The sequence below is a fragment of the Synechococcus sp. R55.2 genome, from assembly GCF_047462075.1.
Taxonomy (GTDB): domain Bacteria; phylum Cyanobacteriota; class Cyanobacteriia; order Thermostichales; family Thermostichaceae; genus Thermostichus.
The window spans coordinates 1-16,094 of sequence record NZ_JANSIH010000427.1; the positions used below are offsets into that span (position 1 = coordinate 1).

Here is a 16,094-nt window from a genome sequence, read left to right on the forward strand (position 1 = left end):
TCACCGGATCCCCTGCACTGGCTATGGTAGCTGCGCCGGAGCCCCAGCGCTCCCCCACACCCCCAACCCCTCTCCCCAAGGGAGAGGGGGGTTTTGAGTGGCTGGCAGTGGGGGCAAAAGTGAGCCGACCGACCTGCCAGCTTCATCCGCTGAATTGGGGTGCCACAGAGGCGACAGGGATCCCCTTCCCGACCGTACACCCACGCTTGCCCTTGATAGTTGCCGTTGAGCCCACGCAGATCCCGGTAATCCCGCAAGGTGGTGCCCCGCTGCTCCAGCCCGGCCCGTAACACCTCGATCAAAGCTTCTCGCAGGCGTGCCTTGGCCACATCCGAAAGCTGAACTGCTGGCGTCAAAGGGTGAATGCCGCTCAGAAACAGGGCTTCGTCGGCGTAAATGTTGCCCACCCCGGCTACCAGCGATTGATCCAGCAGCGCGGTTTTAATAAGACGGCGGCTCTTCTGCAGGGCAGCCTGGAAATAGGCCTCAGAAAAAGCTGGCGAAAAGGGCTCCGGCCCCAAAGTCTGCAGGGTGGGGATCACCGCCTCCAGCTCAACACCGGCAGGCACCAGCCACATCTGGCCAAAGGTGCGCTGATCCACAAAGCGCAAGTCCCACCCTGGCTCGAAGGCCAGGCGAACGCGAGTATGAGCCGATAAGGGCGTGGATCCCTGTACCCAGAGCAACTGCCCGGTCATGCGCAGATGCACGCCCAGAACAGCTCTCGAATCCAGGGATCCCAGGAGATACTTTCCTCGCCGCTGCCACTGGGTAAAACGGGTGCCAATCAAGCTCCGCCCAAACATCTCCCCTGCAGGGTAGGCAATGGTGCGGGCCAGGAGCACCTCCACCGCAAGTATCCGCGGCCCCAGGGTGAGGCGTTGCAAATCTTGCCGAACTGTTTCAACTTCCGGCAGTTCAGGCACAGAACGACTTGCTCAAGAACACAGTCCCCGGCATCAGAACTTTGGCTTAGCTGGCCGCAGCTTTGGCCTTGGCTTTGGGAGCTTCCAACACTTCCAGTTCATCTTCGCGGAAGTTGTTGGTGTTGATGTTGTAGTAGTTGATCTTGTCGAAACGAACGATCACCGGGTAGAGAATGCCGCTGGTATCCACCGCCGCAACCGTTCCCACATCCCGGTACCAGTAGGATTCTTTCCGCAGCACACGGACTTTGGCACCACGCTGAATTGCCATGAGGGTTATCTCCATTGACCTGAACTCAGATTACCCTAGTCCGTGAGAAGGCTGCGATTTCCGAATTTTTGTAACAGGGATCCGCTTTTGTCTGGCTGGGTTTTCGGGGCCAACAGCAGATGAACCGTCGCACCTGTGGAGCCTGGCTGTTGGGTTCTGCTTTGACCTGGGGCTTGCAGGGGAAATCTGCAGGGCTGCCCCATCCGCGCGATTTTGCCGCCGTCCTCAACCTGAACACCGGTCGTTTAACAAGGGTTTGGCAGCCGGAGCAGGCTTCCAGAATCAGGGCCAGCCCTGGCTCAACCGTCAAGTGTGCCGTTGCCGCCGCTGCTCTGCAGACTGGGATCAGCTCCGGCGAGCGCTTGATCCACTGCCCGGGTTGGTGGGATCCGCCGCCGCAACTGGGGTTGGGCCGCCTACCCTGCTGGGATCCCCGCGGACATGGAACCTTGAACTTGCGCCAAGCCCTGGCCCAGTCCTGCAATGTGTACTTCTACCAGTTGGGCTGGGAGCTAGGGGCCGATACCCTGGTGGAGTGGCTGCGGCGCTTCGGCCTAGGGAGTGTGCAGAATACAACTCCGGCTCCGCTCTTGGCGACCGGTCTGGCTGGGCCGGTGGATCCCTGGGAGCTGTTGGTTTATGGGGGCGTGATTGCCCGCCGCGGTGTTCCCCTTTCTGGCGAGGTCTCCCTGCCTGCCCTCTCTTTACCGGAGTGGATTTGGGAGGCTCTCCATGCTGGCATGAGCCTGGCAGCAACAGCGGGCACCTGTCGCGGCATTGCCCCAGAAGGGATCCCAGTGGCAGCCAAGTCTGGCACCATCCTCAATCCTCAACGACGAGGACGACCAATTCTCTGGGCAGAAGATTTTCAAGCCTGGTTGCTGGCCTTTTGGCCCCTGCCGGATCCCAACTGGACGCTGGTGCTGCACCTGCATCAGGGCAAAGCCTATGAGGCGGCCATTCCCCTGGCGCGGCAGATCATCGCCGCCATCGGCAGCGGGTGACCACCTTGCTTGCGATCATGAAGAAATGCAAACTATACTGAAGGTCAAGTGCCGTTCTCGTTTTCGTTCTTTACGGATCCCACTCCCTGTCGTTCCCATCTACCCTGGAGGTTCTCATGTCTAACCCCAATTTGTCTGAGCCCAAGTTTGGCTTTAACGAGTATGCCGAGCGCCTCAACGGTCGGGCTGCCATGATTGGCTTTGTGTTGGCCATTGTCATCGAAGCGGTGACGGGCCAAGGCGTTGCTTCCTGGCTGGGCCTGATCTAAGAGACCTCAACTTACCGCCTTTTGGCTTTTCCTTGGGTCTGCTGGCTTGCAGGCCCTTTATTGTATTGAGCAGGGTATTGAGCAGGAAGCGTGACTGCACCAGTTGTAGCCGTTCTGAATGGCAACAAGGCTTGAGCGGGCACCAACTACTCCAAGCAATTCCGACAGCGCCGAATCTTTCCCTTTCTCCCTCTGAGGGAGGAGCTGGTGTGAGGGTATCCCACTAGTTCCATTAGATGATCCCTTCTTGACGCTTGGCGATTGGCATCCGCCAGCCGGTGCCGAAGGCGCGATCGGTGATGCGCAGCCCAGGGGGAGCTTGGTGTCGCTTGAACTCGGCATTCTGAACCAGCCGCAGCACGTGCTGCACCGTGTCGGGATCGAACCCTTGAGCCACCAACTCGGGGCCGGATTGATGCTGCTCGATGTGCCGCTGCAGGATCTTGTCCAGCAAATCGTAGGGGGGCAAGCTGTCGCTATCTTGTTGGCCGGGTCGCAATTCCGCTGAGGGGGGCTTGGTCAGCGTAGCAAGCGGGATCCGCTCCTGCTGTCGGTTGATCCAGCGAGCCAAGCGGTACACCCAGGTCTTGGGCACATCGGAAATCACCGCCAGGCCGCCGGACATATCCCCGTAAATGGTGCAGTAGCCCACTGCTAGCTCTGATTTGTTGCCTGTGGTCAGCAGCAGCCGCCCGAACTTGTTGGAAAGGGCCATGAGGAGGGTGCCGCGAATGCGAGATTGCAGGTTTTCTTCCGTGATGTCTGGGGGGAGGCCGGCAAAGGGCTCTGCCAAAAGCTGGTGGTAGCTCTCCATGATGGGCTGAATGGGCAGCTTTAGGGTAGGGATCCCCAAGTTTTGCGCCAGTTGGTAGGCATCGGTCAGGCTGCCAGGGCTGGAATAGGGAGAGGGCATGAGCACCCCCAGCACCCGCTCCGGCCCCAAAGCATCGGCAGCAATCACAGCAGTGACGGCAGAATCGATCCCTCCCGACAGGCCCAATACCACCTCGCGAAAGCCACATTTGCTGACGTAATCGCGGGTGCCCAAAACCAAGGCTTCGTACAGCTCGGCTTCTGGTTCGGTCGGCCAGCGGGATCCCGCGGTCGGTGGGCTCTGGTCTGGGTTGGGAGACTGCGTCAACTCGTCCACATCCAGGATGAGGTGATCCGGCTGAAAGGCAGCCGCTTGGGCCACAACCCGACCCCAGCGATCCAGGGCGCAACTGGCCCCATCGAAGATCAAATCATCATTGCCCCCCACCTGATTGACGTAGAGAATGGGCAGGGCGTGCTTGCGGGCCAGGGATCCCAGCATCTCCACCCGCAACTTCTGTTTGCCCAGGCTGAAGGGGGAAGCCGAGAGGTTAATCAGCAGGTCGGCACCGCAGCGGGCCATCTCTTCCACCGGATCCCAGTGGTAGCGGCGGTGCTGCCAAAAGTCGCGGTCGTTCCAAATGTCTTCACAAATGGTAAAGCCCAGGCGGCGGCCACGGTACTCGATGGGTTGGGGCTGGGATCCCGGCTCAAAATAGCGATCCTCATCGAAGACATCGTAGGTGGGCAAGAGCGACTTCTGAAACCAGTGGCGGATCTGGCCCCCCTCCAGCCAGGCAGCAGCATTGTAAAGGGGCCGACCCTCAGGCAGAGGATTGGGCTGCACGGATCCCACGACCACCGGAATGCTGGCCTGTAGCCGACTGGCCAAGTGCTGCAAAACTTGGTTCGCTCTCTCGATCAGGGCCGGGTAGAGCAACAAATCGCGGGGTGGATATCCCAGCAACGCCAGCTCCGAGGTGATGGCCAACTCTGCTCCCGCCGCCGCCACTGCCTCGACTGCCGAACGGATGCGCTCGGCATTTCCGCTTAGATCGCCGACGATGTAGTTCAGTTGCAACAGCGCTACCTTCACCCTGCCCCCCATATGGTAAATCTCACCATAAGTGGCCCAAACCGAATCGTCAACAAGATTCTGCTGCGGGCAAGCGAAGAATAAACGTGGTTTGGTGGGCAGTGCTTTCCACCTGCAAAGAGCCGCCCAAGTGGTTGGCAATGGCTTGGGCCAGAGCCAATCCCAAGCCTGTTCCCCCCTGCTGCCAGGGATCCGAGTGGGGGATGCGATAAAACTGCTCGAAAATGCGTTCTTGTTCTTCGAGGGGAATGGTGGTGCCCGTGTTGGTCAAGCGCAGCTCCCAGCGGTCGGAACCCAAAGCAACAGCCTCTAGGACAATGTGTTCGCCGGCGGGCGTGAATTTGTGGGCATTGGTCAAAAGCTCACAGACCAAGCGTTCCAACAGGCGGGGATGGGTGTGCAGATAGGGCAGGTGGGGATCCCAGTGAACTTCTAGGGTTTGCTGCCGCTTGCGCATCCGGTCTTGGAACCGATTGATAAGAGGTGCCAAAAGGAGAGGCAGGTTAACCTGCTCAGAGGGCAGCTTGAGCGTATTGCCCGACAAATTTTGTAGATCCAGAAGATCGTTAATTAGGGAGATCTCTCGCTCGCACGCCTGCTCCAGAACCTCAAGATACTGGATTTGCTTGGGGGTGAGAGGAGAAACTTGATGGCTCAGTTTCAGCAGGTGAACCGAGAGGCTAATGCTGGTAAGGGGAGTGCGCAGCTCATGGGAGACGGCGGCCAGGAAGTTATCCCTAATTTGGCTGAGTTTTTTCAATTCCGTCACCTGAGCCTGGCTGCTGAGGTAGAGCCTGGCCTGTCGCAAGGCAATCGCGCACTGGGCCGCCATTTGCTGGGCCAAATCGATTTCCCAATCGCTAAAACTCTCCTCAGGAGGCCGAGCCAGCCACAGATCCCCAAGAATGCCCTGATCGTCCGCAATGGGGCAGGCCAGCTTGGTCAAATAAGGGGGCAAAGTGTCGGGATCCCGTTGACGATCCCGGGCGCACAGTTGAAAGCACCAGCCTCGCCATAGCTGTTCGTAGAAGAGGGGAAAATCTTTCATCTGAACCCGAGCGCCGATCCCAGAGGTCGAAAGCGTCGTGTATTCATAGCTGATCAGGGAGTAGGTTCGGCGGCTATCGTAAAGGCCGACATTGCAAAAAAGAACGCCCAAAAATTTCCCCAGCTCGTTCACAACCGTCTGCAAGATCTGCTTTTCGTCCAGAGTTGCCCGTATCTGATGGGTAAGGCGGCGCAGAATCGATTCAAACTGCAGACTGCGTTCCAGTTGCTGGGTTCGCTGTTGCACCAGGGCTGTTAATTCAGCTTCTCGTGTTTGCTGGGCCAGCTCCAGGCGCTTGCGCAGGGTGATATCGCGCACCAAAACAATGGCCTCATCCGGCCCAAAGGGCAACAGACGGGCCTCGCGATATTCCGGCAATGCTTCCGCCGCGTCTTGAGAAATTTGAGGAAGCGGATATTCAATAACCTGAATTTCTCCCGTTTGAAAGGCTTTCTCTAGCAAAGGGGCAAAGTAGGTTTTCCAATGCTCTGGAAACAGATCTTGAATGTATTGGTTGAGATAGCGGTCATCGGGATAGGCGGATGCAAATCCTCTGGGGGGCTTATAGGACAAGACTAGCCCTTGCCGATCCACTTGCAAAAGCATATCTGGGATCGCTTCGTAAAGAGCGCGGTAACGTGCTTCGCTGCGGGCCAGATCGGCCAAACTTTCTCGCAGGTGAGTTTCGGCCCTTTTTCGCTCGGAAATATCTTCTAGAAATTGGATGGCAAACAGAGGCTCGTTTTGAGCGTTTCGCACCGCGAAGAGTTGTAAGCGAACCCAGATCTCTCTGCCATCTTTACGGCAAATCACCTTTTCATATTCATAGTTGTTGGTGTACCCGGAAAGCAGTTCATTCCAGAGTATCTCGCCCCGTTCTCGGTCTTCGGGATAGGGAGTGTAATCTTCCGCTTTCAGAGCTGACCAATCTTCCTCGCTGTACCCTGTAATCTCTGCCATTGCCGGGTTGAGGCTGAGATACCGGGGATCAGGATCCAAGCTCATCAGAGCAATCCCTTGGCTACAGAAGTTGAAGATCCCCTGCAATTGGTTTTGAATTTCCTCAAGAGCAGATTTGATGGATCGGCGCTCGCTAATATCATCCAGGAAGTAAACGGCAAACAGAGGCTTTTGTTCTTCATCTCTCACAACATAAACCTGAGACTTTACCCAGATGATTTGGCCATTCTTACGGGTGTAGGGATGTTCCCATTCATAATGACTGCGCCGGCCATCAACCAACTCCTGCCAAAGTTTTTTTAGAGTTTCAACATCGGCCAAGTCTGGGATACAAGCCTCCAGAGGCAAAGCCTTCAATTCCTCTGCAGAATATCCTGTTATATCCTTGAGGGCTGAGTTCATGCCATGCGGACTAGCTTCTGGCTCAAGAGGCAGCAGAGAAATGCCCAAATTGCAGGACTCTACAATACCCCAGAATCGCTGTTGAATCTCCAACAAAGCCAGCTCTAGACGCTTACGCTCGGTAATATCTTGAATGCAGCCAAGCACGCAATCTGCTCCGTAGGGAACTATGCAAATTTCTTGGTAACGGAGCTCTCCCGCTGAGTTGGTTAGGGGATATTCCAAGGTTTGCCGGGATCCGCTGCTCAAGCAACGGTCAATCAGCCTCTGCAGTTGATCGCCAACCTCAGGGCCGAACAGCTCTCCCACTGCTTTTCCCTGAATATGCTCTGCTGAGAGTGAGGCAACACAAGCATTCTCCGGGGAAGAAATCAGCTCCAGGCATTTGCCTTCTTGGCTAAAGATCATTAAGGCTTGTGGGATAGCACAAACCAACCTTTTGTAGCGGAGTTGGCTCTCTGCAAGCGCTTGTTCAGCCTGCTTCCGCGCCGTGATATCTTCCACATACCCCTCAAAACAGAGGGGATCCCCTGCCGGATTGCGGACAACTTGAATTTGTTCTCGCACCCACAAGTCCAAGCCCTTGCGACTGTGGATCAAAAACTCTCGCGCCACTCTCCCGTCGCCGACTTTGCCTGCAAGCAGATCCTGGAAAATCTGACGACGACCGGCAGCATCGACATAAAGACGATGGCCAAAATCCGACAGATGGCGCATCAGATGAGCGGAGGAGGCATAGCCATATATCTCGGCAAGCTTGGCATTTGCAAACCGGTATCGTCCCTGCAGATCCACACGAAAGATCCCAATGGGGGCATTTTCCAGGAGCACATCAAGTTCGGCCAGCATCAGGATCCCCTATTGGCAAGCAGTACCAGGGCACTGAGAACACCTGTCCTTGGGATTATGTATCATTTCTGCCTTAAGCGATGTTTCCCGCACTACAAGTTCCCCCCTAACCCCGTAAAATCACGGGCGAGGAAGGGTGCTCAGGCTTCTGTGGATATCACCCCACCGAGTGCTGGGGGAGCAGGGATCCCTGCGCGGATTCTCAACTACTCCACCTGCGCTGTCTCCGGGGATCCCGCCTGAGTTTCCGGGTGAAAGTAGCGGTAAATCTGTCGGGCAATCTTCGGGCCAATGCCGGGCACTTGAGCCAACTGGTCTTCTGAAGCCACCTGAATGCGGGCAATCGACCGAAATTCTTCCATCAGCAGCTTTTGCCGATACTTGCCCAAGCCGGGGATCTCGTCCAGCGTAGAGGCATGTTGACGCGCTTTCCGTTGCTGGCGATGAAAGGCGAGAGCAAATCGGTGGGCCTCATCTCGCAGGCGTTGCAACAACAAGCGAGCCGGATCTTGGGCCGGCAACCGCAGGGGCACGGGATCCCCCGGCAGAAAGATCTCTTCTTCTCGTTTGGCCAAGGCAATCACCGGCAGGTGATCCAGCCCCAAATCCGCCAAGACGGCCATGACTGCCGACAACTGCCCCTTGCCCCCGTCGATGAGCACCAAATCCGGCTGATCCTCAGGGGTCATTTTGCTGAAGCGACGCCGGGCCACTTCTGCATGGCTGGCAAAATCATCGGAGTGACCGGGGCGCACCTCAGGGTTGCGAATCTTGTAGCGGCGGTAGTGCTGTTTGGCAGGCAGGCCATCGATAAACACCACCTGACTGGCCACAGCATCGGATCCCTGGATGTGGGAAATATCGTAGGCTTCTAGACGGCGGGGCACATCCGGCAAATCCAAGACTTCTGCCAAGCGCTCCAAGGCCGCGGCATCCCGATCCGCCAAGCGCTGGGCGCGGGTTAGCTCCAGTTCGGCATTCCGCTCGACCAACTCGATCAGCTCGGCTTTGCTCTGCCGTTGGGGAGCAATGAGGCTGACCTTGCGGCCTTTTTTCTGACTCAGCCAAGACTCCAGAAAATCGTGATCGGGCAATTCATACTGGGTCAAAATCTCAGAGGGAATTTCCACCGGATCGCAGTATTGATAATGCTCTTGTAAAGCCCGCTGCAAGATAAGGCCTGGGTCGTCACCGCGGTTTTCGGCCACAAACCCCAGCCGCCCCACCAACTTGCCTGCCCGCACCTGAAACAATTGAATGCAGGCTCGTGAATCATTCATGGCCAAGGCCAGAGCATCACGGCTGACGGTAGAGTTAGGCAAAGAGACCTTCTGGGATTCTCCCAATTGTTCCAAACCGCGAATTTGATCCCGATATCGTGCGGCTGCCTCATAATTTTCCTGTTCGGCGGCCTGGATCATCTTCTCCTGCAGCTCTCGGATCAGCTCATCTGTCTGGCCTTGGAAGATCATGGCCACTTGAGTCAGCGTTTTGCGATACTCTTCTGGGCTGATCAAGCCTTGGCATACTCCGGGGCAGCGCCCAATGTCGTAGTTCAAACAGGTGCGATCTTTGTACAGAGGTTTGGGCCGTTGGCGCAAGGGAAAAATCCGTTTGACCAGTCCAAGGGTGTGGCGCAATAGACCAACATCCGTGTAGGGGCCGTAATATTTATCTTGATTCCGATCAAGGCGACGATGGCGGGTGATGTAAAGCTGGGGATAAGGCTCTGACCAGGTAATGCACAAATAGGGATACTTTTTATCGTCCTTAAGGAGAACATTATAAGGGGGCTGATGGGTCTTAATCAGATTGTCTTCTAGGGCTAGGGCTTCACTTTCATTGTCGGTTACGATAAACTCGATCTCGCAAACCTGAGCTACCATGCGCTGAATGCGAGGGGACAGGTCGCCGGTGAAGCGGAAATAAGATCGCACGCGAGAGCGCAATTTCTTGGACTTGCCTACATAGAGGATCTGATCCGTGGCATCTCGCATTAAATATACGCCGGGTTCAGCAGGAATCTCCTTGAGACGGCTCTCTAGAACGTCACGGTTGTGAATCAGAGGGACGGTCATAAAGTTCAGTTCTACCGGGTAGAGTCAGGGATCCCATGACTTCAATCTAGCAATGATACGACTTTCCCTGGCAACACCGACTTCAGCCCCTGTAGAGGTATAGTCATTCCGAATAAGTCTGGGACATTTGCCCTGCCTTCGATCTCTAACCGGCCAACACAAACATACCCCTTATCTGTCTCCCAAAGCAGACTAGGGGAACCTGGGATCCCCAAGTTGCTTTCCTGCAGTCTGAAACAACCATATATCCTGGCCCAGAGGGATCCTCATCTAACTTAATTGCCTCTATTTCCGATGCTGCTCCGGCAATTTGTCGGATTCATCCTCATCAGCGTTTTGTGCAGATTGGGATCCACATAACTCCAGACACCGCGCCTTTGCTTAGGTACGGGCTGAGAAGGGAACTTCCGGCTCCTCCGAGCCAACGATGTACGGGTCGTCTCCAAACGAAGTGTATTCGCTGTAGAGCTCGTCAGCAGTCATGCTGGGCCGCAAAGCCTCAATCAAAAACTCGTCGACGATACGCTTACAAGCGGCAATTGCGGCTTCGAGGGTCTCAAACTTTCCGTACTCGTACTCTTTATATTTCTCCACATAGTGGAAGTTGTCGGCAACCACCACAGTAAATGGGCGCGCTGGATCGGAGCCGGGCATGAGGTGAGGTCTAATGCTGCTGTTACTTCCGACATTATACATTTCTCTTAAGGGTTGATCAATTGTCGAAGAGAGGTTTCTAATAAAATAAGATCTTCTTGAATCGTTTGCCAGATGATGGACAAACTCACTTGAAAATACTCATGGATCACAATATTCCGCATTCCCCGCATTTCGTCCCATGGACCCGCATTTCGTCCCATGGAATTTCAGGATGCGAAGCCTCCACCTCTGGTGGAATGCCGCGAACTGCTTCACCAATAATTGCAAGATTATACAAAACTGCCCCAACTGTCTTTCGATCGACTTGAAATTCATCGAACATGATGTCTTTTATAAACTCTCGGATCTCTTCAATCGCAGCTAGCACGTCTCTTACTCTGTTCTGCCAATCTCTAGAAGGCACGAACCACCTCCCGGAGAACGGATTCTTGCAGATAGGGCTTGAGGGAGTCAGGCGTACCTAGATCAACCGGACTCTCTAAAATTTCCTCTAGATATCGTTTCAAGCGTACAAAAGTGAACAATCCAACTGGACGGTCAAACTCTACTAGCAGATCGATATCACTGTCTGTTTGCGCTTCATCCCTTGCTACTGAACCAAAGAGCATTAGAGACTTTACGCCAAAGTCCTTCAGAGTGTTCTGGTGATTTGCCAGTAATGTAAGGACTTCCTGTTTTTGCATTACCCAACCTGCAATGAAAAGAAAAGTCCATTAGGAATTATAGCTCACCTATTTCCTCTCAATTACGACTCAAACAAAGATTCATAACGCTTTGCAGGTCGCAGGCACAGTTGAGCCGAGGCACACCTTGCAGAGGACAGGGATCCCTGGGTTCCCGCAATGAGGGCATTTGAGCTTGCTCATCATCTTGTCTCTGGGTACATCTAACGGCACGCACATCTTGCCTTGCCATTAACAGCCAGTTCAAGAAACTTGTCGTCTTTGGGATCACGACACGTCGCCACGCGCTCTACAATCTCCACCAAGACGCCATCTCTAACAAAAGTGCTCAAGAACTCCATCCGTTCTTCCTCGGTTATATACCTTTCAAATCCTTTGCGCCGCAGGACATCGCTCAATTCTTCAACGGCCACACGTGAGATAAGCAATTTGCCTCTCTGTGTTGCCCTGTCAAAGACTTGACGAGTGACAGAACATCTCAACAGGAGCGCACTGATAACAACATTGGTATCAAAAACAAAGCATGGTTCATTCGACATTCAGCAGAGATTCCAGTATCTCAGGAGTTAAGCCACGCTCCTGTGCTTTTTGGCTGATTTCATCTATGACAACCTGAAGGGGACGCGGTGGTACGATGAGGTCGCGCAGCCAAAGGTTAAGTAACAACTGAAACTTTCTTTGCAGGTCAGCAGGAATTTGACTGTAAAGTCTCGCTGTATCTGCATCCAGAGGAATGGTAATCACTGTGTTCATCTTTCCAACTCCTCGATGTTGGATATTATTACACTTGAGATTAAGTCGCGCTGGCTAACGGCTAAACTCACCCGCCGCCAGTAGGTTTGGGTACTGTTCAAAGATTAGCATCAAGTCGGGTGCAGTGACTTGTTATGTTGGGTAACCCATCAGCCCCAAAAGCATCAGGATCCCCAGCCTCGTTTTGTCCAAGTGGTGCGGAATGGACCCCAACGGAAGATTTTTCTGAATCGCCAGCTCATAGAGTGTGTTGTCCTTTCATAATCGCTTGCCAATTTGGTAACCGAGCACGGCGCCTGCCACGAAACCCCAGAAACCCAAAACTAATGCACCGACGATTCCGAGTATTAATCCGCCAAGGATGCCGTGGGAAGAATCAAATTTCTTTGACGGAGATGTGGTCGATGACGGAGTACCACCAGGAGTAGCACGTCTGCCCGAATAGATAGTATTAAAAAGTGAAGAATCAAATTTCTTTGACGGAGATGTGGTCGATGACTGAGTACCACTAGGAGTAGCACGTTTGCCCGAATAGATAGTATTAAAAACTGATTCGTCAGGTTGTGAAATTGGGCGTCGAATCTGTGGAGATGGCGATACAGACGGCTTGACTCCAAGCCATTGGCGAGCTTCTCCCTCGCCTGACAATATTTGAATTTGAGACGGAAGTTCAATTGTCATCTGCAGTCTGTCCTGATACCTACCAATTACGCCAGTAACTTTGACCCACTTGTGAACGAGAGAAAGAGGATCAACTTTATCACGGCGGAACGCAGCCAGGGAAGTAGACCACAAAACAAGTGTAAAGGTTTGGTGTGGGTAAGAACCGAAGTTGAGGAATATGTAAGGTTGTCCGTGCTTAGTTTGTGCAGAATGGTAATCGGTAATCAGTCCGATTACTTCCACCCGGTCGCCGATATGTTCTGAGAGTGAGCCAGAAAGAAAAGCGTCAATGACTGGATACTGGCTGCGCCTTTGGGGAACAGTAACGGCTGGAGCGGGAGGGCGGACTGTGATCTTTGGAAAGGTGAAGTTGCCAGAAATGAACTGATCAAGAGACGGAACTTTATCGAATTCGAGCCTGCAAACACCCCTGAATCTCTCCACAAGAGGGGCAAGTTGGGAGATTCTAGAAATGTCAATGAGAAGTGGAGATGACTCGACATCTGCAAAGTCATTTGAGCAAAATAGGATATTCTCGCTGTTGTTGTACTTGTGCCAGAGAGGGGGCGAAGCGGCGACCGCTGAAAGACCGAGATATATCACGATGGCCGAAAACCGGTCAATCGTTGAATTGTAATGAGCAGCGGTTCTTGAAGGATGCTGATAGTTAAGATGTCCGATCTCATTTGTCTTAAGGCTGGAGAGTTCGGGGAGGTAGAATCCATCGTAATCGATAAGGTAGAGCTTCCCTTGCTTGACGAGAATATTACCGTGCTGGAGATCCCCGTGAGCTACTTTGAGGCTTTCAAGACGTTTCACCAAATCGACAAACTCTGGAATAAGCTTAGAAATCACTCCAGGCGTAGAGATATTGCGGTCGATGAAGGTGTTCAGAGTTTCGCCATCGAGCCACTGCATCTTTATGATGGGATGCCACTGGCTGCCAACTCTAATTCCTTGATTAAGACAAATGGCCTTTACAAAAAAACCGTCTGCACAGGATTGCAGGAACCGTCCAATAGCTTCATAGCGTCTCTGCAAATCTGGAATGGCTCTGGTGAAACAGCGGACTGCCCAATGTTGCGAATGATTTCGGAGATGAAATGTGGTTGTGAACCCTCCGGAGTAAGGCTTAGGAATTCCGAACTGATCAGGTTCTGGGATGGAAACCTTTAATTCCGGATCGCTGAAAGCTGTGCTGGGGTTTTGAACTGCAGCTAAGTATTCATCGCCTCTTGGTAATGGCATAACAAATTCAGAGCCTCACTAAGAGTAAGGTGATGTCATCATTTTTCAGGCGGGTAGAACGACGCGCATCATTCGCCCACGCTTTGAATGATTCCTGAGGCGACGAATTCTCGGTAAAACCGTAGAGAATGTTCCAGGGCTTTTCATTGTTCTCATGCTCGGTGAGGAACCAACACGCGAGGGCATCTGTGGCAAGTAGCAAGAGATCGCCTGATTGCCATTCTGCAGTTTGGCGCTTGACTTTCTCCCAGAGTTGCGAATTGCGGGCCAAATTGGTGGAAAGCAAAGTCGGAGAACTTCCAAATTCGCTTGCGCTGGAAATGGGAAAAGAGAGGACAAGATCATCATTGCGGACTTGAAAGAGACAACTGTCACCGACTGCTATTGCTGACCAAGATCCCGATTCGTTTGAATCGTTTGAGTTTGAGGTGAGTTCGACGCCGAGCAGCGTTGCGAAGGCTCCAAGGCGAACCTTTTCTTCTGCAAACCAAGGCAATGGTCTACGGTTTACAAAAGTGTGCCATCGCTTCGATAATATTTCCGTGCGGGCCTGCAGAGCCTGGATGTTCGTGAAGCGTTCTTTGACAAAAGCACGAGTGAGCATCTTAGCCCAATCGGATGCAAAAGAACTCTCAGTTGCACCGTCGGCAATAGCTATTGCAAAAGTCTCCTGATCGATTATGCCATCTATTTTGGGGGCGAAAGCGTCCTCGTAATCGGCTTCTTCATTGCCAAGCTTTTGCAGCCAGAAATGGTGTAGTGAGAGTCTCATAGGTTCCAAAACTAGCGCAGATTGCTTGGACGCGTTCCAATATCCAAGAAACGAATTACCGAAACGATATCAGCGTTGAAAACAAACCCACGGCTTGCCTCCGAGATATGATATCCTTCCTGTTTTGCTGCATTCTGGATGTGTGTTGGCAGTATGCTCGACATACTGAAGAGTAAGCGGGCAAACTCATCGGGCAGTCCGCTATCGGAGTCTGGAAATTCAATAGGATTAGCCTTCTGAGAAGACAAGTGAACATTGAATAGCAAAACGTTACCATCAGAGCTCGCTAATGATTTGATTTCGTTTGCAGCATCAGAAGGGTTTCCATCTGTCGCCTCACCGTCTGTTATGTTTATCACAATGGGAGGAAAGCAGGAAGGGTGCTGGGCAATCCAGTCTTGAACGATCGTCTTGGCCTGCGTTAATGCTTGGCACATTGGAGTTCCTCCGTTAGCGACGGGATCAAACCAAATTGGGAACTTGATAGTCTGTTCCACGAGCCCGCCGGCTCCATCATCCACTTTCTTGCTACGCTCCTCGATTCGAGCCGGTGAATTTGCGATTTGGCTAATGGGTGATAAATCCTTGCCAGCGAGAGAGCCCATAAAGGCTGAACCGACTGAAGCACCATAACCAATTACGCCAACATAGTAATAGTCTCGAACTCCATCGCTCTTGGCACACTTGATGACTAAGTTTTGAAGCAGCTTGTTGATTGCATCGGAGACACCATCCGCTTTTCTTTTGTTTGGCCCACTACCACCGAACGGGTCTGACATCGATCCCGACTGGTCAATGAGGAACAAGAAACAACTCGGATTGGCTCGACTAATTTCGGCTTGATATGGCATTGCGATTTCCTTTCAGATTATTACATTATTAATTGTTGACTTGTAGAATGCAGAGCCGCACTTTCACATAACGTCTCGGCAAACAACGCCGCCGTTTTGCGAACTAGCTTCCGGTACTCGAATCGGGACGGCGCCATGGCGAAGGTGAATCCAAGAAGAAGGGCAAGCAGTCCCAGGGTTGCCGCTTGAATGCTCCCGATCTGAATTCGCGTCAGCTCGTTTTGTGCTTGGCGTCCTCTGCGACCGAGTTTGTACCCCGAGCCCGCAGCGATCACCGTGCATGCAAGCAGCGCGATGGCGATCAGTGCCACTGGTTGGTGACAGAGCAACTCGGTCGTCATTAAAAGCTCCCTGTCGCCTAACATGTGTTTCTGCAGCTAGATGACTGATAATCACCTAAGAAGCAGACTTTTCCATCGCCTAGTGTAATGCTGCCCTAATTTGTCTGTATAGTCAACATTTTGAGCGATAATTACCTCCAAAGGGTTTTTATCTGGCTGAATGAGCATTAACACACCTATACCTAGACCCAGAAAGCTCCTGGAGCAAGTCAGCTAGAAATCGCAGGAGCCTCGCACTGTACTCATAAAGTCAGTGTCGGGAGGAATGTGCGACTTCACTTGCCTTGTGCTATAATAACATTGTGGGCACCAGAAACGGTTATTTAAGGCACTGGTAACGGTCGATTGGGGCTGCCGTAAACCAGCCTAGAGGTTCGGGCCTGTTTTGTTCTCTGGTAGAGCAGAGCAGG

General features: G+C 53.1%; 16 protein-coding genes and 1 pseudogene. 2 read left to right on the top strand and 15 right to left on the bottom strand.

What is annotated here, in order from left to right; genetic code table 11:
* Nucleotides 1–98: 98 nt before the first annotated feature.
* Nucleotides 99–926: pseudogene (locus tag NW838_RS14255) on the bottom strand (DNA-formamidopyrimidine glycosylase); the annotation flags it as partial.
* A gap of 46 nt (nucleotides 927–972) precedes the next feature.
* Complete coding sequence (locus NW838_RS14260) at nucleotides 973–1,197, bottom strand: photosystem I reaction center subunit IV (protein WP_011432873.1); 225 nt, start codon at nucleotides 1,195–1,197, stop codon at nucleotides 973–975.
* A gap of 119 nt (nucleotides 1,198–1,316) precedes the next feature.
* On the opposite strand from NW838_RS14260, the gene NW838_RS14265 reads away from it, so the two are divergent.
* Both NW838_RS14265 and NW838_RS14270 read left to right on the top strand, forming a co-directional pair.
* Nucleotides 1,317–2,201 (top strand): penicillin-binding transpeptidase domain-containing protein, encoded by an 885-nt coding sequence (locus NW838_RS14265; RefSeq protein ID WP_414358017.1) that lies wholly within the window; start codon nucleotides 1,317–1,319, stop codon nucleotides 2,199–2,201.
* 116 nt (nucleotides 2,202–2,317) lie between these two features.
* On the top strand, nucleotides 2,318–2,470 hold the full coding sequence (locus NW838_RS14270; protein ID WP_011429120.1) for a chlorophyll a/b-binding protein: 153 nt from the start codon (nucleotides 2,318–2,320) through the stop codon (nucleotides 2,468–2,470).
* A 232-nt stretch (nucleotides 2,471–2,702) separates the two neighbouring features.
* Here NW838_RS14270 and NW838_RS14275 read toward each other — a convergent pair whose 3' ends face one another.
* The 13 genes from NW838_RS14275 to NW838_RS14335 all read right to left on the bottom strand — a co-directional run bounded on the left by NW838_RS14275 (nucleotide 2,703) and on the right by NW838_RS14335 (nucleotide 15,684).
* Nucleotides 2,703–4,379 (bottom strand): NAD+ synthase, encoded by a 1,677-nt coding sequence (locus tag NW838_RS14275; RefSeq protein ID WP_414428262.1) that lies wholly within the window; start codon nucleotides 4,377–4,379, stop codon nucleotides 2,703–2,705.
* A 49-nt stretch (nucleotides 4,380–4,428) separates the two neighbouring features.
* Complete coding sequence (locus tag NW838_RS14280; protein WP_414358023.1) at nucleotides 4,429–7,638, bottom strand: PAS domain S-box protein; 3,210 nt, start codon at nucleotides 7,636–7,638, stop codon at nucleotides 4,429–4,431.
* 206 nt (nucleotides 7,639–7,844) lie between these two features.
* Nucleotides 7,845–9,716 (bottom strand): excinuclease ABC subunit UvrC, encoded by a 1,872-nt coding sequence (gene uvrC, locus NW838_RS14285; protein WP_414428263.1) that lies wholly within the window; start codon nucleotides 9,714–9,716, stop codon nucleotides 7,845–7,847.
* A 381-nt stretch (nucleotides 9,717–10,097) separates the two neighbouring features.
* Nucleotides 10,098–10,370: a hypothetical protein gene (locus NW838_RS14290; protein WP_414347213.1), complete on the bottom strand. Its 273-nt coding sequence runs from the start codon at nucleotides 10,368–10,370 to the stop codon at nucleotides 10,098–10,100.
* 47 nt (nucleotides 10,371–10,417) lie between these two features.
* Entirely contained in the window at nucleotides 10,418–10,573 is a 156-nt protein-coding gene (locus NW838_RS14295) for a DUF86 domain-containing protein (RefSeq protein ID WP_414428264.1), read from the bottom strand.
* Nucleotides 10,519–10,740 carry a DUF86 domain-containing protein gene (locus NW838_RS14300; protein ID WP_414428267.1) on the bottom strand — a complete coding sequence of 74 codons (222 nt, stop codon included), beginning with the start codon at nucleotides 10,738–10,740 and terminating at the stop codon, nucleotides 10,519–10,521. Before NW838_RS14300 ends, NW838_RS14295 begins: the two co-directional genes overlap by 55 nt.
* Nucleotides 10,741–10,765: 25 nt before the next feature.
* Entirely contained in the window at nucleotides 10,766–11,056 is a 291-nt protein-coding gene (locus tag NW838_RS14305) for a nucleotidyltransferase family protein (RefSeq protein WP_414329506.1), read from the bottom strand.
* A 203-nt stretch (nucleotides 11,057–11,259) separates the two neighbouring features.
* Entirely contained in the window at nucleotides 11,260–11,595 is a 336-nt protein-coding gene (locus tag NW838_RS14310) for a putative toxin-antitoxin system toxin component, PIN family (RefSeq protein WP_414428265.1), read from the bottom strand.
* Nucleotides 11,585–11,809 carry a hypothetical protein gene (locus NW838_RS14315; protein ID WP_414329510.1) on the bottom strand — a complete coding sequence of 75 codons (225 nt, stop codon included), beginning with the start codon at nucleotides 11,807–11,809 and terminating at the stop codon, nucleotides 11,585–11,587. The genes NW838_RS14310 and NW838_RS14315 overlap by 11 nt, the downstream gene beginning before the upstream one ends.
* A 258-nt stretch (nucleotides 11,810–12,067) precedes the next feature.
* Nucleotides 12,068–13,720 (bottom strand): hypothetical protein, encoded by a 1,653-nt coding sequence (locus NW838_RS14320; RefSeq protein WP_414428266.1) that lies wholly within the window; start codon nucleotides 13,718–13,720, stop codon nucleotides 12,068–12,070.
* A 7-nt stretch (nucleotides 13,721–13,727) separates the two neighbouring features.
* Nucleotides 13,728–14,492 (bottom strand): protein phosphatase 2C domain-containing protein, encoded by a 765-nt coding sequence (locus NW838_RS14325; RefSeq protein WP_414388693.1) that lies wholly within the window; start codon nucleotides 14,490–14,492, stop codon nucleotides 13,728–13,730.
* 11 nt (nucleotides 14,493–14,503) lie between these two features.
* Complete coding sequence (locus NW838_RS14330; RefSeq protein ID WP_414373201.1) at nucleotides 14,504–15,271, bottom strand: hypothetical protein; 768 nt, start codon at nucleotides 15,269–15,271, stop codon at nucleotides 14,504–14,506.
* A gap of 92 nt (nucleotides 15,272–15,363) precedes the next feature.
* Nucleotides 15,364–15,684 (bottom strand): hypothetical protein, encoded by a 321-nt coding sequence (locus NW838_RS14335; protein WP_414373199.1) that lies wholly within the window; start codon nucleotides 15,682–15,684, stop codon nucleotides 15,364–15,366.
* Nucleotides 15,685–16,094 lie beyond the last annotated feature (410 nt).

Excerpts from the sequence above, each read along its gene's own strand:
- NW838_RS14260 (WP_011432873.1), bottom strand. The coding sequence starts at position 1,197 with ATGGCAATTCAGCGTGGTGCCAAAGTCCGTGTGCTGCGGAAAGAATCC.
- NW838_RS14265 (WP_414358017.1), top strand. The coding sequence starts at position 1,317 with ATGAACCGTCGCACCTGTGGAGCCTGGCTGTTGGGTTCTGCTTTGACC.
- NW838_RS14270 (WP_011429120.1), top strand. The coding sequence starts at position 2,318 with ATGTCTAACCCCAATTTGTCTGAGCCCAAGTTTGGCTTTAACGAGTAT.
- NW838_RS14280 (WP_414358023.1), bottom strand. The coding sequence starts at position 7,638 with ATGCTGGCCGAACTTGATGTGCTCCTGGAAAATGCCCCCATTGGGATC.
- uvrC (WP_414428263.1), bottom strand. The coding sequence starts at position 9,716 with ATGACCGTCCCTCTGATTCACAACCGTGACGTTCTAGAGAGCCGTCTC.
- NW838_RS14290 (WP_414347213.1), bottom strand. The coding sequence starts at position 10,370 with ATGCCCGGCTCCGATCCAGCGCGCCCATTTACTGTGGTGGTTGCCGAC.
- NW838_RS14295 (WP_414428264.1), bottom strand. The coding sequence starts at position 10,573 with ATGGGACGAAATGCGGGTCCATGGGACGAAATGCGGGGAATGCGGAAT.
- NW838_RS14305 (WP_414329506.1), bottom strand. The coding sequence starts at position 11,056 with ATGCAAAAACAGGAAGTCCTTACATTACTGGCAAATCACCAGAACACT.
- NW838_RS14310 (WP_414428265.1), bottom strand. The coding sequence starts at position 11,595 with ATGTCGAATGAACCATGCTTTGTTTTTGATACCAATGTTGTTATCAGT.
- NW838_RS14315 (WP_414329510.1), bottom strand. The coding sequence starts at position 11,809 with ATGAACACAGTGATTACCATTCCTCTGGATGCAGATACAGCGAGACTT.
- NW838_RS14320 (WP_414428266.1), bottom strand. The coding sequence starts at position 13,720 with ATGCCATTACCAAGAGGCGATGAATACTTAGCTGCAGTTCAAAACCCC.
- NW838_RS14325 (WP_414388693.1), bottom strand. The coding sequence starts at position 14,492 with ATGAGACTCTCACTACACCATTTCTGGCTGCAAAAGCTTGGCAATGAA.
- NW838_RS14330 (WP_414373201.1), bottom strand. The coding sequence starts at position 15,271 with ATGTCAGACCCGTTCGGTGGTAGTGGGCCAAACAAAAGAAAAGCGGAT.
- NW838_RS14335 (WP_414373199.1), bottom strand. The coding sequence starts at position 15,684 with ATGACGACCGAGTTGCTCTGTCACCAACCAGTGGCACTGATCGCCATC.